Here is a 21,688-nt window from a genome sequence, read left to right on the forward strand (position 1 = left end):
AATGGTCCTGAACTACGTCAGCAGGGCGGCCGACGCGGCGCACGGCGTGCTCAGGCCCGACCAGCGGCTCGACTTCGCGCGGCGGCTGCGGGCCAGGATCGAGGCGGAGCGGCGGGGCAGCCAGGACGCCCGGGACGTCGCCAAGGTGCTGACGCGCTTCGGCGACCCGGTGGCCCTGGTGCAACGCGAGGCCCGCCGCCTGGCCGCCCCACCCACGCCCCCCGCCGCCGACCCGCCCGCCGACCCGCCCGGCGAGCCCGCGCCGAGGACCCCCGCCGGGCCGCGGCCCACCCTGCGCCTCCCGGCCGTCCGGCCCGGGAGCAGGCGCGCGGCGGCCGGCCGCGGGGGCGCCGGGGGCGTGGTCAGGGGGCAGCCGCGGGACGTTGCCGCCCTCGTGGTGCTGGCGCTGGCCGCGCTGCTGGTGCCGGTGGGGCTGCCGGCTGTGGCGATCTTCCAGGTGCCGGTGCTGGTGTGGGCGGCGGGGGCGGCGGCCGTGCTGTTCAGCGACACCTGGACGGTGGGCGACAAGCTGGCCGGGGCCGGGACGCCGCTGTTCGGCTACACGGTCGGCGGCGTGCTCGTCGGGGGCCTCCAGGCGGCCGAGCCGGGCCTGGAGGCGTTCGTCGCCCGGTTCTTCGAGGTGAGCGGGGTCATGTTCATGATCGGTACGGCCCTCGGCGTCGCCTGGCTGGCCTACCGGCTGCTCGACGTCAGCTGACCGGCGCGGGGCTGGGCAACAGGCCGACGGCCAGGCGTACCCAGGCGGCGACGAACTGGTCCTTCTCCGCGTGGCCCGGCATCTCGCCCACGGTCTCCTGGAACAGCCGGTAGTGGACCACCGAGCCGCCGAGCACCGCCGCGATGCCGGTCCAGTCGACCTTGGCGTCGGCGTACTCGGGCTGGGCGCGGAACCAGGTGGTGATCGCGTCGAACATGGGCTGCAGCAGCCCCTCGCGGACCACCGCGACCAGCTCGGGGAACTGGCTCAGGTCCCGGAAGAACACCCGGGTGAGCTCGGACTCCTCCCGCACCTTGGCCAGGCCCGCCCGGCACAGCAGCGACAGGCGGTCCTCCAGGCCGGCGGCGGCCTCCATGGTGCTCAGCTCGGCCAGGCTCTCGGCGACCTGGCTCCTGGTGCGGGCGGCATGCTCGTTGATCGCCGCCGCGAGCACCTCGTACTTGGACTTGAAGTGCCTGTAGAGCCCGCCCGCGCCGGGGGAGAGCCCTGAGGCGGCCTCGATCTCGGCCACGGAGGTGGCGGCGTAGCCACGCTCGGCGAACAGCCGCAGGGCCTCGTCGATGATCCGCTCACGGGTCGATCTGGTCATGTCTGTGCAGATACCTCCGCAACGAGAGTAGTCGTCAGGGCGCGGTGCGCCTGACCAGGCCCGCCAGCGCCGAACCGGCCACCAGCCACACCAGCGCGGCCAGCCCGTCGTTGACGAGCGTGGTCCAGCGCGGGTCGGCGAGCTGGAACAGGTTGGTCAGCCCCAGCGAGAGCCCCGAGGCCAGCGACTCGACGAGCTGGTACCAGCCGTTGGCCGGGTTGGCCCGGAACACCGTGAAGACGGCGTGGAGCGCCAAGGAGAGCGCCGCCAGCCTGGACGCGAGCCGTACCGCGTACGCCACGAACGACACGACCCGCCGCCAGGCCGTCACCGGCGTGCCGCGCGGCCGGGCGGGCCGATGGGGACGGGGAGCGGCGGCGGCCACGAGCCGGTCTCCCGTGCCGGGCGTGCGGGGGGTCTCTGACACGGTCACTCCTCTCCGATAAGTAATTCCTTTCTGCCCATTCCCAGAGTCCCACAACAAGGGTCGTTACCGACGTCGATGCGGCGTTTGGCATCCTGCACGGGTGACTACCTCAGTGGGTTTCGACCTGGACATGACATTGGCCGACACACGATCAGGCATCGCGGCCGTTTACGACGAGCTGTCAAGCCGTTTGGGCGTGCACATCGACAGCGGTGAGATCATCACCCGGCTGGGGCCGCCGCTGGAGTACGAGCTGGCCAACTGGATGCCGGCGGAGGCCATTCCGGCGGCCGCCGAGCTGTTCCGGGAGATCTATCCCGCGGTGGGCGTTCCGGTGCACACCGCGATGGCGGGCGCGTACGAGGCCATCGCCGCCGTACGGGCCCGCGGCGGCCGGGTGATCGTGGTGACGGGCAAGAACCCGCGCGACGCAGCCGGCACCGTCGAACTGCTCGGGCTGGCCGTGGACGAAGTGGTCGGATCGGTGTTCGGAGCCGCCAAGGGAACGGCACTCGCGCGCTTCGGCGCGGCGGCTTATGTTGGTGACCATGTCGCCGACATCGAGGCGGCACGCGCGGGCGGCGCCATGAGCGTGACCGTCGCGACGGGCCCTTACACGGTGGGAGAGCTGCGTGAGCACGGAGCCGATGTGGCGCTCGCCGACCTGACCGAATTCGCCGACTGGTTCGCCGGATGGCGTGCACGCGACGAACTACGGTAATTGCCGGGCTTTTTTCCGGTCGCCTCCGCGCTCTTCGGGGCATAACCTACATCCATTCATCCTTTTCGACTGTTTGAACGAGGTCCTCCTGTGCCGAGTGGCAAGGTCAAGTGGTACGACGCCGACAAGGGTTTCGGCTTCCTCACCCGTGACGACGGCGGTGAGGTCTTCGTGCATTCCTCCGCGCTTCCCACAAACGCCGGCCCGCTCAAGCCAGGCCAGAAGGTGGAGTTCGGCGTGGCCGAGGGACGCCGGGGCCAGCAGGCGCTGTCGGTCCGGATCCTGGACCAGCCGCCGACCCTGGCAAAGACGAAGCCCAAGGGCAAGCGGAAGACGCCCGACGAGATGGTCGTCATCGTCGAAGACCTGATCAAACTGCTCGACGGCGTCTCCACCTCCTACCAGCGGGGCAAGCACCCCGAGGCGGCCCACGCCAAGAAGATCGCCCAGGTGCTCAGGGCCGTCGCGGACGACCTCGACGCCTAACCGCCCGGGTTCGTCAGGGGTTTGGTGCGGTCGAGGGTCTCGGTCCGTTGCTGATCGGGGTCCTCGGCCCGCTGCCCGGCCAGCTTGGCCTCGGCCGCCCGCACCCGCCCCCGCCTGGTGACCAGCAGCCAGCCGAGCGCCCCGGTCAGCGCGACCGCCGGCGCGACGAAGCCGGCCAGGGAGCTGCGGGTCAGCGACAACACCAGCCCGAGCAGGCCGCCGAACACCCAGGCGAACTGCAGCACCGCCTCCACCACCCCGAACGTGGACGAGCGCACCTCCTCGCCGATCTCCCGCTGCACGATCGCGTCGAGCGCGAGCTTGCCCAGCTCCTGGGCGAACGCGGTGACCAGCGAGACCGCCAGCGCGGTCCACAGGTCGAACAGGACGGCCGTGGCGATCGTGGTCGCGGCCGTCACCGCCAGCGTGACCAGCACGATCACCTGGGGGGAGTGGCTGCGCGTCCAGTTGGCGACCGCGGCCCCGGCCAGGCCGCCCAGCCCGGCGGCCAGGGCGAGCAGCGCGATCGTCTTGGGCACGTCGAAGAACGAGGCGGCCGCCGCCGGCGCGGCCAGCCACGGCACCGCCTTGTCCTGGACCAGGAAGAGCAGGAAGAACACCAGGAAACCGGAGAAGACGCGCAGCGCCACGTTCGCCCAGACCGCCTCGGCCACGGCCGGGCCCACCTTGAGCAGGGTGCGCCAGCGCGGCGCCACGCCCTCCTCCTCCTGGTCGGGCGAGTCGACGTGCCGCGGCAGGCGTACGGCGGCGACGCCGAGCAGCAGGAAGGCCGGCATGGCCACGCGCAGCACCACGGCGCTGCCCAGCCACGCGGTCAGCCCCGCCCCGACCGGCACCGCCACCCCGGCCGCCACCAGCGTGAACAGCGCCACCCGCGCGTTGGCCGAGACCAGCGTGATGTCGGCGGGCAGCACGCTCGGCATGATCGCCGCCCTGGACACGTTGTACGCCTTCGACAACACCAGCACGCCCAGCGCGCCGATGAACAGCGTCGGCAGGTCGCCCGCCCCCACGGCGGCGGCCATGGCGAAGCAGAGCAGCCCCCGGCCGAACAGCGTGCCGGCCATCACGTAGCGGCGGCCCGACCTGAACCGGTCGAGGATCGGCCCCACGAACGGCGCGAGCAGCCCGAACGGCAACATCGTGATGACCAGGTAGAGCGCGACCGACCCGCGCGCCTCGCCGACCGGCACACCGAAGAACACCGTGCTGGCCAGGGCCACCGTGACCAGCGCGTCGGCGGCGCTGTTGCCGGCCGACAGCTCGATCAGCCGGCCCAGCCCCGTACGGCCCGCGCCGCCCGCGTACGTCAGCTTCCTGGTCGCCCTGCCCGCCCTGCGTGCGCCCCTGGCGGTGGCGCGGCCGGCCCGGACGGCGCCGCTCGCGGTGCCCCGGCCCGCGCGCACGGCGGCCCGGCCCGCGTCGCCGATGGCCTGGCCCATCCGCCGCGAGATGTCCCGAGCCTGCTCCCAGCCACCCCCCACGCCTACCAGTCTTACCCGATTCACCCCTCTTCTCAGCTTCGGATCGGCGGTTGTGGGTCTGCCAGGTCCGCCTATGGGTGAGAATGAAGTGTGAGCGAACAGCACCTTCAGGCGGAGGCGGCCCGATGAGCCGCACCCGGGCCCGCGTCCCCGCTCCCGACCAGGCCTGCGTCGCCGCAGTCGATCTGGCGCGCGCCGCGGCGCAGGAGCTGGCGCACCCGGGCGAGCCCGGCGACCACCTCGGCTTCGAGAGCGAGGGCGACCGGATCGTCACCCACTACTTCGCCTGCCTCGACCGCGCCTATCGCGGCTGGCGGTGGGCCGTCACGGTCACCCGCGCCTCGCGCGCGAAGAAGGTCACGGTCAGCGAGGCCGTGCTGCTGCCCGGCTCCGGGGCGCTGCTCGCCCCCGAGTGGCTGCCGTGGAGCGAGCGGCTGCGGCCGGGCGACCTGGGCGTCGGCGACCTGCTGCCGACCCCCGACGACGACGACAGGCTGGCGCCCGGTTTCACCGAGCTCGACGAAGATGCCGACCGCCAGATGGTTTTCGAGTACGGCCTGGGCCGAGCCCGTGTGCTCTCGGCCATCGGCAGAGACCGGGCTGCCAGACGCTGGCACGCGGGCGAGCACGGGCCGCACACTCCGATCGCACACGCCGCGCCCGCGCAGTGTTCCACCTGCGGGTTCTACTGGCTGCTCTCCGGTGAGCTGCGGCTGTCGTTCGGCGTCTGCGCCAACGAGTACGCCCCCGACGACGGCAAGGTCGTCGCCGCCGACCACGGCTGCGGCGCCCACTCGGAGGCGGCCGTGCTGCCCCCGCCGGTCGAGCAGGCCATCCCCATCCTCGACGACCTGGGTTACGACCTGATCGAGGAGGAAGAGGGCTCGGTGGACGGATCCGCCACCGAGGAGCTCGGCCACTCCTGACCGGAGCACGAGCACGAGCACGGCGGTTTCGTCGGTCAGGGGGGCTAACCTACCCTGGCCCCTCTTCACTCGACCAGGATCGTGATCGATGACCGACACCTTTGGCACTGACCGGATGCGAGCCGCCGTCCTCTCCGCCTGGACGGCCTCGCCCGCCCGGTTCCGCGAGGACGCCAACGCCGAGGAGGACTTCGCGCTCGGCGGCTACCGCGACCGGCTGATCGTCGAGCTCGCCCAGAACGCCGCCGACGCGGCGCTGCGCGCGGGGGTGCCAGGGGTGTTGCGGCTGACGTTGCGCGGCGACGTGCTGACGGCCGCCAACACCGGCGCCCCGCTCGACGCGACCGGCGTGGAGGGCCTGTCCACGTTGCGCGTGTCGGGCAAGCGCGACGAGATCGGCGCGGCCGGCCGGTTCGGCGTGGGCTTCGCGGCCGTCGTCTCCGTCTGCGACGAGCCGGCCATCGGCTCGCGCGGCGGCGGCTCGGTGCGCTGGTCCCGGGCCGGCACGTCCGAGCTGGTCGCGGGCATCCCCGTGCTGGCGGGCGAGCTGGCCGACCGGGCCGGCCACGTGCCGCTGCTCAGGCTGCCGTTCGACGCGCCGCCGCTGGAGGTGCCCGCCGGGTTCGACACGATCGTCCGGCTGCCGCTGCGCGACGCCGCCGCGGTCGACGCCGTCCGCGGCATGCTGGCCGAGACCAGCCCGGCGCTGCTGCTCGGCCTGCCCGCGCTGGAGGCCATCGAGATCGACCTCGACGGCGCCACCCGCACGGTCGTGGCCGACGGCTGGCACGTCGTGTCGGAGTCCGGCGAGTTCACCCCCGACGAGGTCGCCAGGCTGTTCGCCGACCGGCCCACCGAGGAGCGGGCGCGGCCCTTCTGGTCGCTGCGCTGGGCGGTGCCCGTCACCGGCACCGGCGAGCCCGGCCCGCTGCCCGCCGCCGTGCCGCCCGTCGTGCACGCCCCGACGCCCAGCGACGAGCCCATCGACCTGCCCGCGCTGCTGATCGCCTCCTTCCCGATGGCCACCGACCGGCGGCACGTCGCCAAGGGGCCGCTCACCGACTTCCTGGTCGAGCGGGTGGCCGACGCCTACGTCCGGCTGCTGGGCGAGCTGCCTCGCACGTCCAGGCTGCTCGACCTGGTGCCGTCCCTCATGGGCAAGGGTGAGCTCGACGCGCGCGTCCGGCGGGCCGTGCTCCAGCGCCTGCCGTCCGCGCCGCTGCTGCCCGCGTTGTCGGCGCCCGCGCCCGCGGTCCAGACCCCGTCCTTCGCCGAGGCCGAGGTCTACGAGCCCGACGCCGAGTGGCGGGTCGAGCATCCGGCGCGCGAGCCCGAGGGCGACGGCTGGGTGGTCGCGGGCCGGGAGGCGGCCGTCGTGGCCGGGGCCACCGCCGAGCTGCTCGACACCGTGGCCGACTTCGTGCCGGGGCTGCTGCCCGCCGGGTGGCCGGCCAGGCATCCGGCCATGGTCGCCCTGGGCGTGCGCCGGGTGGAGCTGGCCGACGTGGTCGACCTGCTGTCCGGGGAGGCCGTGGAGGCGCGTGAGCCGTCCTGGTGGCGCTCCCTGTATGCGGTGCTGCCCGCCGACGACCCCGAGTCGCTGGGCGCGCTGCCGGTGCCGCTGACCGACGGCCGCGTGGTGCGCGGCCCGCGCGGCACGCTGATCCTCACCGACGGCGGCGCCGACCTCGACCTCACCCCGCTCGGGCTGCGCATCGTGCATCCGGAGGCGGCCCATCCGGCGCTGCTGCGGCTGGGGGCCGCCGAGGCCACCCCGCGCACGGTGCTGGAAGATCCGCTGACCAAGGCCGCCGTCGCGCAGTCGCTCGACAGCGCCGACCCCGAGCCGGTCGCGCGGGCCGTGTTGTCGCTGGTGGCGGCGTCCGGGCTGGTTCCCGGCGAGGCGCCGTGGCTGGCCGAGCTGGCGCTGCGCGGCGCCGACGGCGAGCTCTACGCGGCCGGTGAGCTGATGCTCGCCGACGGGGCCCTGGCCGGGCTGCTGGCCCCCGACACCCACCTCGGCGTGGCCGCGCCCGAGCTGGAGGAGACCTACGGGGCGCGGGTGCTGGCGGCGGCGGGCGTGCTCGACGGGTTCGCCGTCGCCCACGACTCCGACGTGCTGCTCGACCACGACGACTGCGACCACGACCTCGACGGCGAGGCCGACTGGCTCGACCACGTGCTCGACCTGCTGCCCGACCTCGCGGTGCCGCCGGTGGTGGCCGACTTCGCGGCGGTGCGCGACCTTGAGCTGGTGGCCGACTGGGCGGCCGCGCTGCCGCTGCTGACCCGGCCGCCGCTGCGGGCCGCGCTGCACCCGCTGCGCGTCGAGGGCGTGGAGGTGCCGTCCTACACCGCGTGGTGGCTGGCCAACCATCCGGTGCTCGGCGGCCGCAAGCCGCTTGAGCTGCGGCTGCCCGGCGCCGACCCGCTCCTGCAGGGCCTCTACGCCGACGCGCCGGCCGGGCTCGACGAGGCGGCGCTGTCGATGCTCGGCGTGCGCACCACGCTCGCCGAGCTGCTGGCCGCCCACGGCGGCCCCGAGGAGCTGCTGGAGCTGATGGCCGACCCGGCGATCGAGGTCGACCGGGCGCAGCTGCGGGCGTTGTGGATCGCGCTGGCCGCCGTCGATCCGGCCCGGGTCGAGCCGCCCTCGCGGGTGCGCGCGGTGCTCGGCGGCGACATCGTGGTGGCCGCCGCCGAGGACGCCGTGGTGGTCGAGGCCCCCGACCTGCTGCAGCTCGTCACCGACCGGCCGCTGGTGCTGGCCTCCTACGACCTGGCCGAGGCGCTGTCGGAGCTGCTCGACCTGCCGCTGGCCGGTGAGCTGGCCACCGGCGAGGTGACCTCGCAGGGCGAGGTGCGCGCGGTGCCGCCGCAGGTGCGCTCGCTGCTGCCGACCGCGCCCGAGACGTACGTCGAGCACGAGAAGCTGCTGGTCGACGGCGTCGCCTGCACGTGGCGGTTCTTCGAGGGCGCGGTCCACTGCACCGGCGTCGACGGGCTGGCCCGCGGGCTGGCCTGGGCCACGGGCCAGTGGAACGACCGGCTGGCCGTGGCCGCGCTGCTGCGCGACCCGGAGGCGGTGCCGCTGCTGCTGGCCGAGGCCGACCTGACCTGACCTGAGACCGGCGGGCCGCCTCCCCGGTCGCGGGGGGCGGCCCGCCGCGGTCAGGCCGCGCAGGTGGGTGCCGGCCGCCGGCACCCTTCCGGGTCAGGCCGCGCAGGTGGTGCCGGCCGCCGGCACCTTTCCGTTCAGCAGGTACGCGTCCACCGTGCGCGTCACGCACCTGTCGCCGCTCAGGTAGGCGCCGTGCCCTTCGCCCTCGTACGTCATGAGCACGCCGGTCTTCAGCTTGGCGTTGAGCGCGGTGGCCCACTCGTACGGCGTGGCCGGGTCGCCCTTGCCGCCGATGACCACGATGGGCGCCGAGCCGGTGGCGTCGATGCGCTTGGCCGCGTCGTCGCCGGGCGTGGGCCAGTGGCCGCAGACGGTGGCAGTGCCCTCCGCCGACAGGATGGGGAAGATCTTCTTGATCCTGGCGTCGACCCGGGCCATGTCGGCGGCGGTCGGGCGCTCGGTGGTGTCGGCGCAGGTGATGGCCTGCAGGCTGGTCATCATGGTGGAGTAGGTGCCGTCGGGCCGCCGCCCGGTGTAGGCGTCGGCCAGGGCGAGCAGGGTGGCGCCGTCGCCCTTGATGCCGGCCGCGGCGGCCTGCTCCAGCACCGGCCAGGCGGACTTGGCGTACAGCGGGGTGATGACGGCGAGCTGGGCCAGGCCGTAGGTGAGCTGCCGGTCGCCGACCTTGAGCGGCTTGGCCCTGAGCCCGTCGAGCAGCTTCTCGACGGCGCTCCGCACGGCGGCCGGGTCCTTGCCGAGGTCGCAGGTCTGCGCCACGCAGTCCTCGGCGAACGCCTCGAAGGCGTGGGCGAAGCCGGTGGCCTGGGTGACGGCGCGCTGCTCGAAGCTGACCGTGGGGTCGAAGGCGCCGTCGAGGACGAAGCGGCCGACGTTCGCGGGGAAGCGGGTGGCGTAGACGGCGCCGAGGTGGGTGCCGTAGGAGAAGCCGAAGTAGTTGAGCCGCCGCTCGCCGAGGGCCGCCCTGATGCGGTCGAGGTCCTGGGCGGCGTTCACGGTGCCCACGTGGGGCAGGATCGCGCCCGAGTCCTTCTCGCAGGCCGCGGCGAACTGCTCCGACATCGCCTCGCCAGCGGCCCCCGTGGGCCCGGCGAGGAGGGCGTCGAGCCGGCCGCCGCACCTGACGCCCGCGCTGCGCTCGACGCCGCGGGGGTCGAAGCTGACCAGGTCGTAGCGGGTGCCCAGGCTGCCGAACGCCTTCGCGGCCTGGGCCAGCGTGTCCACGCCGGACGCCCCGGGCCCGCCGAAGTTGAAGACCAGCGAGCCGAGCGGGTCGCCGGTGGCCTTGACGCGGATCAGCGCCAGATCGATCTTCCGGCCGCCGGGATCGCCGTAGTCCAGGGGCACCTGTACGGCCCCGCACTGGACGGCCTCGTCCTCGGGCAGCGGCTTGCCGTCGGGCCCGGTGAGCCCGGTGCACGGGCTCCAGGCGACGGCGCCCTTGCCGGGCCCGGTCTGCTTCGCGGGCTCACCTGTGGTGCCGCAGCCGGCGAGGACGGCGGCGCCCAGCAGGATCGTCAACATCGCCTTCTTCATGCTGACCAGCCTGCCGGGACGGTGTCCGCCCAGGTAGTGGAGGGAGACATGGGTTCCTGATGACTTCGGAGATGTCCGGAAGATGATGAATGTCAACCCCGGCGCGGGCGGCTGACGAACCACATGCCGAAGAGGCCGAAGCCCACCCCGGTGACGCAGGTCCAGATCCACCACGTGTTCTCGGGGGCCGGGCGGAAGATCAGCAGGACGACCAGGGCGACGGCCCACAGGGCGGTGCCGGCCCCGACGGCGGCCGTGTCGTTGGTCTTGATCGGCTCGGGATCGGGGCGCCACTGCTGCTTCACGTGTCCAGCCTAGCTTCCAATCGGGTCTCGATCCGATTGCGGACACTTTTCCCAGCTCACCACTACTGTCACTCTTCGGCGCGTGAGTGACATGCGTAATGCAATAGACCGTTTCTTCGCAATCTCTGAACGAGGCTCGACGATCTCCCGTGAGGTGCGCGGCGGCCTGGCCACGTTCTTCACGATGGCCTACATCGTGGTGCTGAACCCGATCATCCTCGCCTACGGCAAGGACATCGAGGGCCAGGTCATCGGTGACGGCACGACCCCGCAGGTGCCGCTGGTCGCCGCGGGCACGGCGTTCGTGGCCGGCGTCCTGACGATCATCATGGGCCTGGTCGGCCGGGTGCCGTTCGCGATGGCCGCCGGGCTCGGGCTGAACGCCTTCGTGACCTTCAACATCGCCACGATGATGACCTGGGAGGAGGCCATGGGCCTGGTCTTCCTCGAAGGCGTCATCATCGCGATCCTGGTGCTGACCGGCCTGCGGACGGCGGTGTTCCGTGCCATCCCGGCCCAGCTCAAGACCGCCATCAGCGTCGGCATCGGCCTGTTCATCGCGCTGATCGGCTTCGTGGACGCCGGTTTCGTGCGCAAGGCCGCGGGCACGCCGCTGGAGCTGGGCATCGGCGGCCAGCTCACCTCCTGGCCGGTGCTCGTGTTCATCGTGGGCCTGCTGGCCACGGCCGCCATGGTGGCGCGGAAGGTCAAGGGCGCGATCCTGATCGGCATCGTCGGCTCGACCGTGCTGGCGATCGTCGTCCAGGCGCTGACCAAGGTGGGGGCGGCCTCGCCCAAGAACGCCGGCGGCTGGCAGCTCAACGTCCCCGCCCTCCCGTCCGCCGACAAGATCTTCGGTTTCCACAACCCGCTGACGCTGTTCACGGAGTTCGACCCGATCGGCGCCTTCAGCCGGATCTCCGTGCTGCTGGCCGTGCTGTTCGTGTTCACCCTGCTCATCACCGACTTCTTCGACACGATGGGCACGATCGTCGGCGTCGGCCGCCAGGCGGGCCTGGTCCAGGCCGACGGCACGCTGCCGCGGACCAGGGAGATCCTGCTCGTCGACTCGATCGCCGCGGCGGCCGGCGGCGCCGGCTCGGTCTCGTCGAACACCACGTACATCGAGTCGGCCGCCGGCGTCGGGGAGGGCGCGCGGACCGGTCTGGCCAGCGTGGTCACCGGTGCGCTGTTCCTGGTCGCCATCTTCTTCGCGCCGCTGGTCGCCGTCGTGCCCTACGAGGCCGCCACGCCCGCGCTGGTCGTCGTGGGCTTCCTCATGATGACCGCCATCCGCGACGTCGACTGGGACGACTACGAGATCGCCATCCCGGCCTTCCTCACCATCGTCGTCATGCCGTTCACCTACTCCATCTCGAACGGCATCGGCGCCGGCTTCATCAGCTACGTGCTGGTCAAGGTCGTGCGGGGCAAGGCGCGCGAGGTCCACCCGCTCATGTGGGGCGTCACCGCGCTGTTCGTCCTGTACTTCGCGATCGGCCCGATCCGGGCCGCGATCGGTCTCTGACCTCGACACCAGGAGCCGCCCCGCGCATGTGGGGCGGCTTCGGGGTATCAAGGAGTGAGACGAACCTGACCTAGGGAAATATCTTGCCTTCGCATATAGTTAGCAAAGGTAATGAGACGTGCTAATGAACACCCAGCCCAAGATGGACCTGCGCAGCGACGCGGGCCTGGCCTCAGCCCTGCGCGTGTCGATGGCAAGGCTGACCAGGCGACTCCGGCGTCAGGCGGCGGCGCACTCGCTGACGCCCACCCAGTTCGCGACGCTCGCCGCCGTGGAACGGCATTCCGGGATAACCCCCGGCGAATTGGCCGAGCTAGAGAAGGTGCAACCGCCCTCGATGACGCGCGTGATCGCCGCGCTAGAGGAACGCGGCCTGGTCGCACGCACCCCGCACCCGACCGACCGGCGTCAGGTGACCGTGACCGTGACCGAGGCCGCCCAGACGTTGCTGAAGGAGGAACGCCGCCGCAAGGAGGCGTGGCTGACACAGCGGCTGAAGGAGCTCTCGCCGGAGGAGCGGTCGATCCTGCGGCAGGCGGCGCCGATCCTGGAGAAGCTCAGCAAGATATAGAGCCTGAGCAACCCAAGACCGGGATGTTCCGGTCGCTCAAGGTTCGCAACTATCGCATGTTCGCGGCAGGTGGCGCCGTCTCCAACGTCGGCACCTGGCTGCAGCGCACCGCCCAGGACTGGCTGGTGCTCGACCTGACCAAGGGCCCGCACGGCGTGGGGGGCAGCGCGGCGGCCCTCGGCCTGGCGACCGCCCTGCAGTTCCTGCCGATGTTGTTGTTCGGGCTCTTCGGCGGCGTGCTCGCCGACCGGTACCCCAAGCGGCCCATCCTCATCGCCGCCCAGTCGATGATGGCGGTGCTCGCGCTCACCATCGGCGTGCTGACCATGACCGGCGCCGCGCAGGTCTGGCACGTGTTCGTGATGGCGTTCCTGCTCGGCCTGATCTCCTGCGTCGAGGTGCCGACCAGGCAGGCGTTCGTGGTCGAGATGGTCGGACGGCAGGATCTGCCCAACGCCATCGCCCTGAACAGCTCCATCTTCAACCTCGCCCGCGTGGTGGGCCCCGCGCTGGCCGGCATCCTGATCTCGGTGCTGGGCGGCACCGGACCGATCTTCCTGATCAACGCGCTCACCTTCGGCGCGGTGATCTCCAGCCTGGTCTTCATGCGGAAGTCCGAGCTCAACCTGTCCGAGCCGGTGCCGAGGGCCAAGGGCCAGCTCAGGGAGGGCCTGCGGTACGTGCTGCGGCGCGAGGAGCTCCTCATGCCGATACTGCTGATCGCCTTCGTGTCGATGTTCTCGCAGTCGTTCTCGATGTCGATCGCGCTGATGGCCCGCGAGGTGTTCGGCGCCGGGGCGTCGTCGTTCGGGCTGGCCTCCAGCATGTTCGCGGTGGGCGCGCTGGGCGGCGCGCTGCTGGCGGCGCGGCGGGCCAGACTCTCGCGCAAGGTGCTCTTCTCCGGGGCGATCGGGTTCGGGCTGTTCCAGGTGCTGACCGGGCTGGCCCCCTTCTACCCGGTCTATCTGCTGCTACTCGTCCCGACCGGCATCGCGTTGATCACCATCAACACGGCCGCGAACGCCAGCGTGCAGATCGCCACGTCCCCCGAGATGCGGGGCCGGGTCATGGGCATCTACATGCTGGTCTTCACCGGGGGAGCGCCCATCGGGGCGCCGCTGATCGGGTGGCTGTCGGAGCTGGGCGGGCCGCGTACCGGCGTGCTGCTGTCGGGCGTGCTCGTCCTGGTGGGCACCGGGCTCGCGGTGCTGGTGACCAAGCTGATCGGCAACCGGATGGCCAGGCCGGCGCTCGCGATGGCATGACGCTGCGGCATGACGATGGCGTGATCCGTCCCCGTCCGGGGACAATCGCATGACATGAGGCTCTTCGCGGCCGTGGTCCCGCCTGAGGAGGCGCTCGACGAGGTCGAGCGGGCCGTGGCGCCGTACGTCGGGCAGGTGCCGGGGCTGCGCTGGGCCGGCCGCCCGACCTGGCACGTCACGCTGGCCTTCTACGGCGAGGTGCCCGAACGGGCGCTGCCCGACCTCCAGGTGCGCCTGGAGCGGGCCGCCCACCGGCACACGGTGCTCGACGTGGCCCTCGCCGGGGCCGGGGCGTTCTCCTCGGCGCGGCGGGCCAGGGTGCTCTGGGCCGGGGTCGCGGGCGACCCCATGACCCGGCTGGCCGACTCGGCCCGCGCGGCCGGCCGCCGCGCGGGGGCCGTGCAGACCGACGAGAAACGGTTCCACGCCCACCTCACCCTGGCCAGGGCCCGGACCGACACCGACCTGCGAGAGCTGGTGGAGTCGCTGGCCGGGTTCGCCGGGTCGCCGTGGCGGGCCGAGCGGCTGCACCTGTTCCGCAGCCACACCGGGCCCCAGGTGAGGTACGAGTCACTCGGCGATTGGGCGCTCGCACCGGTGAAGCGGGGCTAGGCTCCAGGGCGTGGACCGTCCTCGCCCCTGGCTGCTGCCCCTCGTGCTCGGCCTGCTGTTCCTGATCGTCCTTCTCGGCGCCCTGCTGACCTGAGCCGCCTGCTGACCTGAGCCGCCCCGAGCGGCCGGGCCCGTGGTCGTGCCGGGCCCGGCCGGTCACGGCGTCACCAGGCGTAGTCCTCCGGGGCGGTGCGGTGGCCGGGGAAGATCTCGTCGAGGCGGGCCAGGGTGGCCTCGTCCAGCTCGATCTCCAGCGTGCGCATGCTGCCTTCGAGCTGCTCCAGCGTGCGCGGGCCGATGATCGGGGCGGTCACCGCGCGCTGCCGCAGCAGCCAGGCCAGCGCCACGTACGCCGGGTCCTCGCCCAGCTCGTCGCAGAGCTTCTCGTACGCCTCGATCTTGTCCCGGTGCTTGTCCAGCTCCCGAACCATGGTGTCGGAGGCGGACCGGCCCTTGTCGATCTTGCGCAGCACGCCGCCGAGCAGGCCGCCGGCCAGCGGGCTCCACGGGATCACGCCGATGCCGTAGTCCTCGCAGGCGGGCAGCACCTCCAGCTCCACCGCCCGGGTGAGCAGGTTGTAGTGGCTCTGCTCGCTGGTCAGCCCGAACGTGCCGCGCCGCGCCGCCGTCTCCTGGGCCTTGGCGATGTGCCAGCCCGCGAAGTTGGACGAGCCCACGTAGATGACCTTGCCCTGCTGCCGCAGGACCTCCATGGCCTCCCAGAACTCCTCGAAAGGCGTGTTCCGGTCGACGTGGTGGGCCTGGTAGATGTCGATGTAGTCGGTCTGCATGCGCTTCAGCGAGGCGTCGCAGGCCCGGCGGATGTTCAGCGCCGACAGGCGGCGCTCGTTGGGCCAGTCGCCCATGTCGCCGTAGAGCTTGGTCGCGATGACCGTGCGCTCGCGCCGGCCGCCGCCCTGGGCGAACCAGCGGCCCAGGATGTTCTCCGTGATGCCCTCGCCCCTCTTCCAGCCGTAGACGTTCGCGGTGTCGAAGAAGTTGATGCCCAGCTCGTGGGCCTTGTCCATGATCGCGAAGGAGTCTTCCTCCGAGGTCAGCGGGCCGAAGTTCATCGTGCCGAGGCAGAGCGGGCTCACCTGGAGGCCGCTGCGTCCGAGGTTGACATAGTCCATGGGGTCCACACTAAATACCTGGAGCGCGCTCCAGGCCATAGGGTGAGTTCATGATCTGCGCGGGGTCCTCGTGATCGTCCTGCTCCGCGCCGCGCTGCCGGTCTTCCTGGCGATGGTCACCGGCCTGATGGGCACGCTGGTGGTCACGTCCGTGCTCGGCAACCACGAGACGGTCGCGCTGGCCGCCTTCGCGGTGATGAGCGCGGTGCTCACCCCCGCCACCGCCGCCGTGCAGGGCGCGCTGCGGGGGCTCGGGCCGTTCGTGGCGCCGTACCGGGACGATCCGGGCGCGGCGGTGCCCGTCGTACGGGACGCGCGCTGGCTCAGCCTGGTCACGGGCACGCTGGGGGCGCTCGCGGTGCTCTGCGTGCCCGCGCTCGCGCGGGTGAGCGGGGTGCCCGGCGAGGTGGTCGGCGAGCTGGGCCTGCTGCCCTGGTTCCTGGCCGCCTACCTGCTGGTCTTCGCCACGACCGGCGGCGCGAGCACGATCCTGGTGGCGCTCGGGCGCAGCCGCGACGTGTTGTGGCCCAGCCTGACCTTCGGCGTGCTGCTGAGCGCGCTGACCGCGGTGCTGGCGCCGCGGCTCGGCCTCGACGGCGTGGGCGTGGCCTGGGTGGTCGCCGGGGTGGTGGCCGCGGTCGTGGCGAGTTTTCTGCTGCGCCGCGCGCTCGGGCGGCCGATCGGCCAGGGGCGGCCCAGGGTGGCCGAGATCGTCCGGCTGGCCAGGGTCAGCGTGCCGCTGGCGGCGACCGTGCTGATCAAGTTCGGGGTGCTCGGCGTGGTCACGTTCGCCGCGGGCGCGACCGGCGCCCGCGACACCGCGGCGCACGCGGTGCTGACCACGCTCACCGGCCTCATCATGCTGGTCTCGCTCTCCGTCGCGCAGGCGTCGGTGCCCGAGGTGGCCCGCGCCGGCGACCCGGCCGGGGCGCGGCGGGCCAACCGCGCCGCCGCGCTGCTCGCCGTCGCCGGCACGCTGGTCGCGGCCCTGGTGCTGCTGCTGCTCGGCGAGCGCGTGCTCGGGCTGTTCACCGGCGACGCCGCCGTACGCGAGCGGGCCCTCGCGCTGTTGCCGCTGATGTTGGTGTCGTCGCTGGCCGACGCCGCGCAGGCGGTGCAGGGCATGGGGCTGACCGCGCTCAAGAGGTCCGGCGCGAGCCTGGCCTACTTCGTCCTCGGCTACGGCGTGCTCCTGGCGGCCGCCGTGCCGGTGGCGCGGACGTGGGGCATCACCGGGCTCTGGGTGGCCATGGCGGCGGCCAACGGCCTGCTCGTGGTGCTCCAGGGGGCCGGGTTCCGCCGTCACAGCGCCCGCGTGGGCACGGCCGAGGCGGTGGCCTGAGCCTCCCGGGCGCGGCCGTGGGGCATGATGGCGAGGTGGGGGATGTCGTGTTCCGGGTCCTGGCCGCCGTGGCGGCGACGTTCGCGCTGTCGGCGGCTCCGGCGTGGGCCGACGACGACGGGCCGGAGAAGCTGTTCACGTTCAAGGACCGCGCCATCACCGAGTCGAGCGGCCTGGCCGTGTCGCCCACGCACGACGACGTCTTCTACACCCACAACGACAGCTCCGCCGCCCCCGTGTTCTACGCGGTCGGCGCCGACGGGCGGACGAAGGCCACCTTCCACCTGCGCGGCGCGCAGGCCAGGGACTGGGAGGCCATGGCCGCGACCAGGGACCCGGACACCGGGCAGGGCACGCTCTGGTTCGCCGACATCGGCGACAACCTCGACGGCGCCTGGCCCGACGTGTCGATCTACAAGGTCGCCGAGCCGCGCACGCTCCGGGACGCCACGCTGCCGGCCACCCGCTACCGCTTCCGCTACGCCGGCGGCGGCCGCAACGCCGAGGGCATCATGATCAACCCGCGCACCGGCCGCCTCTACGTCGTGTCCAAGGAGTTCTCCGGATCCGTCTACGCCGCGCCGAAGAAGCTCCGCACCGACAAGGTCAACATCCTGCGCCGGGTCGCCGCGGCCCCGATCATGGCCACGGACGCCGCCTACGCCCCCGACGGCTCCTCCTACGTCATCCGCACGTACTTCTCGGCCACCCTCTACCGCCCGTCGGGGGAGACACTGGCCAGGGTTCCGATGCCGGAGCTGCGGCAGGCCGAGTCGATCGCCTACACCGCCGACGGCAAGGCCCTGCTGGTCGGCTCGGAGGGCCCGAACAGCCCGGTCTACCGGGTGCCGCTGCCCGAGCGCGCCCAGGCCACGCGCACCCCCACGCCGAAGCCCGTCGCGGCCCAGGAGAGCGCGCGGCCGTCCGACACCGGCGAGCCGAGCGGCCTGACCGCCAAAGACGTGCTGATCTGGCTGGCCGCGGCCGCGGGCGCGACCGGGGTGATCACCTTCATCGCGCGCCGCACCCGGTGAGCCGTCAGGGGTGGCGCATGGTCGCGGTGAACATGTCGCCGCGCAGCGCGCGCTCGACCACCTCGATCGAGCGCGACAGGCGCACCAGTCGCGGCCCCTCCTCGCGGTAGGCGTCGAGCACCGCCTCGACGGCGTGCGGCGGCAGGTGGCCCTTGAGATCGACGGCCGCGCCGCGATAGCCCGCGCGGGCGGCCTCCACCGCCGACCGGACGTGATGCCTGGCCATGCTGGCCAGGGCCACCGGGTGCCGCCGCAGCACTTCGTAGGCCCGGTAGTCGGGCGGCACCGCGTCGAGCAGCCAGGCCACCGCCGAGGTCTCCCAGTCGGGGACGCTGGGCGGACGGACCTCGGCGGGCCACTCTGGCGGGACGTACATGAAGGCCATCGTACTCATGTTCGATTCGCCCAGGTATGGCGGCAGGGTGGCCTTTACCAGGAAAATCAGGTGTGTGACGGAAAAGATCGGTGTCGTCGGCGCCGGGATCGTCGGACTGGCCGTGGCGCGCGAACTGGCCGCCGCCCGCGGCGCCGAGGTGACCGTGCTGGACAAGGAGCCGCGCGTCGGCGCCCACCAGACCGGGCACAACAGCGGCGTCGTGCACGCCGGGATCTACTACCCGCCGGGCTCGCTCAAGGCCAGGCTGTGCCGGGAGGGCGTGGCGCTGCTCAAGGCGTACTGCGCCGAGCACGAGCTGCCCTACCGGGAGGTCGGCAAGCTGGTCGTGGCGAGCACGCGGGCCGAGCGGGCGCCGCTGCGCGCGCTGGCCGAGCGGGCGCGGGCCAACGGCGTGCCGGACGTCGCCGAGCTGGACGGCCTCGGCCTGCGCGAGATCGAGCCGCACGCGGTCGGCGTCGCCGCGATCCACTCGCCGCACACCGCCATCGCCGACTTCCCCGCCGTCGCCCGCGCGCTCGCCCTCGACGTGGCCAGGGCGGGCGGCTCGGTCCGCCTGTCGCACGCCGTCCGGGCGATCCGCGAGACGTCGAGGGGCGTCGAGGTGCTGGCCGGGGGGCGGCGGTTCACCTTCGACCGGCTGGTGGTCTGCGGCGGCCTCGGCACGGACGCGGTCGCCAGGATGGCCGGGGCGGCGGGGGACGTGCGGATCGTGCCGTTCCGGGGCGAGTACTACGCGCTGGCCGGGGCGGCCAGGGAGCTGGTGCGCGGGCTGATCTACCCGGTGCCCGACCCGCGGTACCCGTTCCTGGGCGTGCATCTGACCAGGCACATCGACGACGAGGTGCTGGTGGGGCCGAACGCGGTGCTGGCCCTGGCCTACGAAGGCTACAGATGGCGAGATGTACGAAATTTCGGTCAAATTGTGCGTTGGCCGGGGACGCTTCGCATGGCTCGCACCCACTGGCGTACCGGGATCAAGGAGGTCTACGGCTCGCTCGTCAAGAGCGCGTTCGTCCGGGCCGCCCGGCGGTACGTGCCCGAGCTCACCGCCGCCGACCTCGTCAGGACCGGCGGCGGCGTGCGCGCCCAGGCCGTCGCCAGGGACGGCCGGCTGGTGGACGACTTCGTGGTCGACGTCCACGGGAGCGTGGTCCTGGTGCGCAACGCGCCCTCGCCCGCGGCGACGTCAAGCCTGGCAATTGCCCGGCATATTGCCGGAATTGTTCCAGCACTCTCCCGATGAGGGCATCCTTGGAGGTGATGGAATCACGCCTGCTGATAGTCGAGGACGACCCCAACATCCTCGAACTCCTCGCCGCGAGCCTGAGGTTCGCCGGCTTCGACGTGACCACGGCCAAGAGCGGCCTCGACGCCGTCAACGCCGTGCAACGGCACCGGCCCGACCTCGTCGTGCTCGACGTCATGCTGCCCGACCTGGACGGGTTCGAGATCGTCCGCCGGATGCGGAGCGGCGGCCTGCACACGCCCGTCGTGTTCCTGACCGCCCGCGACGAGACCGAGGACAAGATCCGCGGGCTCACGATCGGCGGCGACGACTACGTCACCAAGCCGTTCAGCCTGGAGGAGGTCGTGGCCAGGATCCACGCGGTGCTCCGGCGCACGAGCGGGGACGCGCAGGCCGCGCCGCCCAGGCTGACCTTCGCCGACATCGAGCTGGACGAGGAGAGCCACGAGGTCTGGCGCGGCGGCAACGCCGTCTCGCTCTCGCCGACCGAGTTCAAGCTGCTGCGCTACTTCATGACCAACGCCGGCCGCGTGTTGTCCAAGCCGCAGATCCTCGACCACGTCTGGGACTACGACTTCAGGGGCGAGGTGGGCATCGTGGAGTCGTACGTGTCCGTCCTGCGCCGGAAGATCGACAACCGTAGCCCCCGGCTCATCCACACCCTGCGGGGCGTCGGATACGTGCTGCGCCTGCCGCCGAGCCCCTGATGAGAGCCCTGCCGCTGAGGGTCAAGCTGATCGCGGCGATGCTGGCCCTGCTGGGCTGCGGCATGACCTTCGTCGGCCTGGTCAGCGTCTCGGTCCTGCACGGTTATCTCATGGACCGGGTGGACAGCCAGCTCAACCTGCTCAGCGTGCGCATGCACAAGAAGGTCGTCAGCGACTGGCGGCGGGACAGGGAGACCCCCGACCGCCCGATCCTCATCGAGTCCGACGCGATCGCGCTGGTCAAGGAGCCGGGTGAGGCGTTCGTCCCGATGTTGCGCGACCGCGACGTGGACGCCAAGCCCAAGCCCGTGCTGCGCGAGTCGCCCGGCGAGGACGCCTACACCGCGCCCGCCGCCGGCGGCGACGGCGAGTGGCGGGTGCTGCAGAGCGAGATCCAGCGGCGCACGCTGGTCGTCGCGGTGGACCTGGAGGAGGTGGACGCCATCACCCGGCGGCTCGTGCTGATCGAGCTGCTCGGCGGCGGCGGCATCCTGCTCATCCTGGCGGTCGCGGGCGTCACGATCGTGCGCCGCAGCATGCGTCCGCTCGGCCAGATCGAGCGCACGGCCGAGGCCATCGCGGGCGGCGAGCTCGGCCGCCGGGTGCCGGACGCCGACCCCCGCACCGAGGTGGGCCGCCTGGCCAGGTCGCTCAACGGCATGCTCGCGCAGATCGAGACCGCCTTCGCCGCGCGCTCGGCGTCGGAGGCGGCGGCCCGCCGCTCCGAGGACCGCATGCGCCAGTTCGTCGGCGACGCCTCCCACGAGCTGCGCACCCCGCTCACCTCCATCCGCGGCTTCGCCGAGTACGCCCGCCAGAACCCCGGCGCCGACCCCGCCGAGCTGATGCAGCGCGTGGAGAAGGCCGCCGGGCGCATGAGCCTGCTCGTGGACGACCTGCTGCTGCTGGCCAGGGTGGACCAGCAACGCCCGCTCCAGATGCGCCCGGTGGACATGCTGGCCCTGGTCGCCGACGCCGTGCACGAGGCCAGGATCCTCGCCCCCGACCGTACGGTGAAGCTGGACGTGGTCGGCGGCGCGGCGCTCATCGTCTCCGGCGACGAGGTGCGCCTGCGGCAGGTCATCAGCAACCTCATGACCAACGCCATCGTGCACACCGAGCCCGGCACTCCCATCGTCGTCCGGGCCGGGGCGACCGACGACACGGTCTTCACCGAGGTCGTCGACAGCGGTCCCGGCCTGCCGCCCGAACAGGTCGAGCGGGTCTTCGAACGGTTCTACCGCGCCGACTCCGCGCGCAGCCGCCGCCGTTCCTCCGAGGACCGCGGCAGCGGGCTCGGCCTGGCCATCGTGCAGGCGCTCGTGCAGGCCCACGGCGGGACCGTGACGCTGACCAGCTCGCCCGAGGAGGGCTCCACCTTCCGGGTCGAACTCCCACTCGCCTTGGAGTGAGCCTTCAGCTAACCCTCAGCTGCCTGGGTCACCCTGGAATCGTGACGAAACCCGAGCTCCGCGAGGTC

At 72.6% G+C, this 21,688-nt stretch carries 21 protein-coding genes; 14 read left to right on the top strand and 7 right to left on the bottom strand.

Annotation, left to right across the window (positions count from 1 at the left end; all coding sequences use genetic code 11):
• The first annotated feature begins 1 nt into the window (after position 1).
• A complete protein-coding gene (locus ACFYYW_RS42020; protein ID WP_387658283.1) occupies positions 2 to 718 on the top strand; it encodes a hypothetical protein in 717 nt (238 codons plus the stop codon).
• Here ACFYYW_RS42020 and ACFYYW_RS42025 read toward each other — a convergent pair.
• Positions 711 to 1,328, bottom strand: coding sequence for a helix-turn-helix domain-containing protein (locus ACFYYW_RS42025; RefSeq protein ID WP_357976178.1), 618 nt, complete (start codon positions 1,326 to 1,328; stop codon positions 711 to 713). The genes ACFYYW_RS42020 and ACFYYW_RS42025 overlap by 8 nt on opposite strands.
• Before the next feature lie 34 nt (positions 1,329 to 1,362).
• On the bottom strand, positions 1,363 to 1,755 hold the full coding sequence (locus ACFYYW_RS42030) for a hypothetical protein (RefSeq protein WP_352320906.1): 393 nt from the start codon (positions 1,753 to 1,755) through the stop codon (positions 1,363 to 1,365).
• A gap of 100 nt (positions 1,756 to 1,855) precedes the next feature.
• On the opposite strand from ACFYYW_RS42030, the gene ACFYYW_RS42035 reads away from it, so the two are divergent.
• Both ACFYYW_RS42035 and ACFYYW_RS42040 read left to right on the top strand, forming a co-directional pair.
• A complete protein-coding gene (locus ACFYYW_RS42035; RefSeq protein WP_387658288.1) occupies positions 1,856 to 2,476 on the top strand; it encodes an HAD family hydrolase in 621 nt (206 codons plus the stop codon).
• Between the two features lie 90 nt (positions 2,477 to 2,566).
• The gene (locus ACFYYW_RS42040) at positions 2,567 to 2,962 is read left to right on the top strand and encodes a cold-shock protein (protein ID WP_352320910.1); all 396 of its coding nucleotides are present in this window, start codon (positions 2,567 to 2,569) and stop codon (positions 2,960 to 2,962) included.
• Here the strand turns inward: ACFYYW_RS42040 and ACFYYW_RS42045 are convergent.
• Positions 2,959 to 4,467, bottom strand: coding sequence for an MFS transporter (locus ACFYYW_RS42045; RefSeq protein WP_387658292.1), 1,509 nt, complete (start codon positions 4,465 to 4,467; stop codon positions 2,959 to 2,961). The genes ACFYYW_RS42040 and ACFYYW_RS42045 overlap by 4 nt on opposite strands.
• Positions 4,468 to 4,592: 125 nt before the next feature.
• Between ACFYYW_RS42045 and ACFYYW_RS42050 the strand changes: the two genes are divergently transcribed.
• Entirely contained in the window at positions 4,593 to 5,393 is an 801-nt protein-coding gene (locus ACFYYW_RS42050) for a DUF3027 domain-containing protein (protein ID WP_352320914.1), read from the top strand.
• 88 nt (positions 5,394 to 5,481) lie between these two features.
• A complete protein-coding gene (locus tag ACFYYW_RS42055) occupies positions 5,482 to 8,514 on the top strand; it encodes a sacsin N-terminal ATP-binding-like domain-containing protein (RefSeq protein ID WP_387658296.1) in 3,033 nt (1,010 codons plus the stop codon).
• Between the two features lie 93 nt (positions 8,515 to 8,607).
• On the opposite strand, the gene ACFYYW_RS42060 is transcribed toward ACFYYW_RS42055, so the two are convergent.
• Together ACFYYW_RS42060 and ACFYYW_RS42065 are read right to left on the bottom strand one after the other, a co-directional pair.
• Positions 8,608 to 10,068 (bottom strand): alpha/beta hydrolase, encoded by a 1,461-nt coding sequence (locus ACFYYW_RS42060; protein ID WP_387658299.1) that lies wholly within the window; start codon positions 10,066 to 10,068, stop codon positions 8,608 to 8,610.
• A gap of 92 nt (positions 10,069 to 10,160) precedes the next feature.
• Complete coding sequence (locus ACFYYW_RS42065) at positions 10,161 to 10,373, bottom strand: DUF2530 domain-containing protein (protein WP_387658302.1); 213 nt, start codon at positions 10,371 to 10,373, stop codon at positions 10,161 to 10,163.
• Positions 10,374 to 10,464: 91 nt separating this feature from the next.
• Between ACFYYW_RS42065 and ACFYYW_RS42070 the strand changes: the two genes are divergently transcribed.
• The 4 genes from ACFYYW_RS42070 to thpR all read left to right on the top strand — a co-directional run bounded on the left by ACFYYW_RS42070 (position 10,465) and on the right by thpR (position 14,349).
• Entirely contained in the window at positions 10,465 to 11,901 is a 1,437-nt protein-coding gene (locus ACFYYW_RS42070) for an NCS2 family permease (protein WP_387658304.1), read from the top strand.
• Between the two features lie 124 nt (positions 11,902 to 12,025).
• The gene (locus ACFYYW_RS42075; RefSeq protein WP_352320922.1) at positions 12,026 to 12,472 is read left to right on the top strand and encodes a MarR family transcriptional regulator; all 447 of its coding nucleotides are present in this window, start codon (positions 12,026 to 12,028) and stop codon (positions 12,470 to 12,472) included.
• A gap of 23 nt (positions 12,473 to 12,495) precedes the next feature.
• Complete coding sequence (locus ACFYYW_RS42080) at positions 12,496 to 13,737, top strand: MFS transporter (protein ID WP_352320924.1); 1,242 nt, start codon at positions 12,496 to 12,498, stop codon at positions 13,735 to 13,737.
• Positions 13,738 to 13,791: 54 nt separating this feature from the next.
• The gene (gene thpR / locus ACFYYW_RS42085; RefSeq protein ID WP_364416652.1) at positions 13,792 to 14,349 is read left to right on the top strand and encodes an RNA 2',3'-cyclic phosphodiesterase; all 558 of its coding nucleotides are present in this window, start codon (positions 13,792 to 13,794) and stop codon (positions 14,347 to 14,349) included.
• 164 nt (positions 14,350 to 14,513) lie between these two features.
• Here the strand turns inward: thpR and ACFYYW_RS42090 are convergent, their stop codons facing one another.
• Positions 14,514 to 15,482 (bottom strand): aldo/keto reductase, encoded by a 969-nt coding sequence (locus tag ACFYYW_RS42090; protein ID WP_352325021.1) that lies wholly within the window; start codon positions 15,480 to 15,482, stop codon positions 14,514 to 14,516.
• 70 nt (positions 15,483 to 15,552) lie between these two features.
• Here ACFYYW_RS42090 and ACFYYW_RS42095 point away from each other — a divergent pair, with 70 nt between their 5' ends.
• Both ACFYYW_RS42095 and ACFYYW_RS42100 read left to right on the top strand, forming a co-directional pair.
• Positions 15,553 to 16,824 carry an MATE family efflux transporter gene (locus ACFYYW_RS42095; RefSeq protein WP_387658309.1) on the top strand — a complete coding sequence of 424 codons (1,272 nt, stop codon included), beginning with the start codon at positions 15,553 to 15,555 and terminating at the stop codon, positions 16,822 to 16,824.
• Between the two features lie 35 nt (positions 16,825 to 16,859).
• On the top strand, positions 16,860 to 17,858 hold the full coding sequence (locus ACFYYW_RS42100) for a hypothetical protein (protein WP_387658312.1): 999 nt from the start codon (positions 16,860 to 16,862) through the stop codon (positions 17,856 to 17,858).
• A 4-nt stretch (positions 17,859 to 17,862) separates the two neighbouring features.
• Here the strand turns inward: ACFYYW_RS42100 and ACFYYW_RS42105 are convergent, their stop codons facing one another.
• Positions 17,863 to 18,234, bottom strand: coding sequence for a hypothetical protein (locus ACFYYW_RS42105; RefSeq protein WP_352325024.1), 372 nt, complete (start codon positions 18,232 to 18,234; stop codon positions 17,863 to 17,865).
• 16 nt (positions 18,235 to 18,250) lie between these two features.
• Here ACFYYW_RS42105 and lhgO point away from each other — a divergent pair, with 16 nt between their 5' ends.
• From lhgO to ACFYYW_RS42120, 3 genes are read left to right on the top strand one after another with little or no spacing between them, the layout of a single operon-like run.
• Positions 18,251 to 19,498, top strand: a complete 1,248-nt coding sequence (gene lhgO, locus ACFYYW_RS42110) for an L-2-hydroxyglutarate oxidase (protein ID WP_387658315.1) — start codon at positions 18,251 to 18,253, stop codon at positions 19,496 to 19,498.
• Between the two features lie 17 nt (positions 19,499 to 19,515).
• Entirely contained in the window at positions 19,516 to 20,208 is a 693-nt protein-coding gene (locus ACFYYW_RS42115) for a response regulator transcription factor (RefSeq protein ID WP_352361663.1), read from the top strand.
• The gene (locus ACFYYW_RS42120; protein ID WP_364416662.1) at positions 20,208 to 21,620 is read left to right on the top strand and encodes a HAMP domain-containing sensor histidine kinase; all 1,413 of its coding nucleotides are present in this window, start codon (positions 20,208 to 20,210) and stop codon (positions 21,618 to 21,620) included. The genes ACFYYW_RS42115 and ACFYYW_RS42120 overlap by 1 nt, the downstream gene beginning before the upstream one ends.
• The last annotated feature ends 68 nt before the right edge of the window (positions 21,621 to 21,688 follow it).

Origin of the sequence: Nonomuraea sp. NPDC001831 (assembly GCF_042892035.1) — a bacterium.
Classification (GTDB): domain Bacteria; phylum Actinomycetota; class Actinomycetes; order Streptosporangiales; family Streptosporangiaceae; genus Nonomuraea.

What these genes read in the sequence shown, in the direction of transcription:
- ACFYYW_RS42080 (WP_352320924.1), top strand. Translation starts at nt 12,496, where the DNA reads ATGTTCCGGTCGCTCAAGGTTCGCAACTATCGCATGTTCGCGGCAGGT.
- ACFYYW_RS42055 (WP_387658296.1), top strand. Translation starts at nt 5,482, where the DNA reads ATGACCGACACCTTTGGCACTGACCGGATGCGAGCCGCCGTCCTCTCC.
- ACFYYW_RS42050 (WP_352320914.1), top strand. Translation starts at nt 4,593, where the DNA reads ATGAGCCGCACCCGGGCCCGCGTCCCCGCTCCCGACCAGGCCTGCGTC.
- ACFYYW_RS42105 (WP_352325024.1), bottom strand. Translation starts at nt 18,234, where the DNA reads ATGTACGTCCCGCCAGAGTGGCCCGCCGAGGTCCGTCCGCCCAGCGTC.
- ACFYYW_RS42090 (WP_352325021.1), bottom strand. Translation starts at nt 15,482, where the DNA reads ATGGACTATGTCAACCTCGGACGCAGCGGCCTCCAGGTGAGCCCGCTC.
- ACFYYW_RS42025 (WP_357976178.1), bottom strand. Translation starts at nt 1,328, where the DNA reads ATGACCAGATCGACCCGTGAGCGGATCATCGACGAGGCCCTGCGGCTG.
- ACFYYW_RS42060 (WP_387658299.1), bottom strand. Translation starts at nt 10,068, where the DNA reads ATGAAGAAGGCGATGTTGACGATCCTGCTGGGCGCCGCCGTCCTCGCC.
- thpR (WP_364416652.1), top strand. Translation starts at nt 13,792, where the DNA reads ATGAGGCTCTTCGCGGCCGTGGTCCCGCCTGAGGAGGCGCTCGACGAG.
- ACFYYW_RS42020 (WP_387658283.1), top strand. Translation starts at nt 2, where the DNA reads ATGGTCCTGAACTACGTCAGCAGGGCGGCCGACGCGGCGCACGGCGTG.
- ACFYYW_RS42120 (WP_364416662.1), top strand. Translation starts at nt 20,208, where the DNA reads ATGAGAGCCCTGCCGCTGAGGGTCAAGCTGATCGCGGCGATGCTGGCC.
- ACFYYW_RS42070 (WP_387658304.1), top strand. Translation starts at nt 10,465, where the DNA reads ATGCGTAATGCAATAGACCGTTTCTTCGCAATCTCTGAACGAGGCTCG.
- lhgO (WP_387658315.1), top strand. Translation starts at nt 18,251, where the DNA reads ATGTTCGATTCGCCCAGGTATGGCGGCAGGGTGGCCTTTACCAGGAAA.
- ACFYYW_RS42075 (WP_352320922.1), top strand. Translation starts at nt 12,026, where the DNA reads ATGAACACCCAGCCCAAGATGGACCTGCGCAGCGACGCGGGCCTGGCC.
- ACFYYW_RS42115 (WP_352361663.1), top strand. Translation starts at nt 19,516, where the DNA reads ATGGAATCACGCCTGCTGATAGTCGAGGACGACCCCAACATCCTCGAA.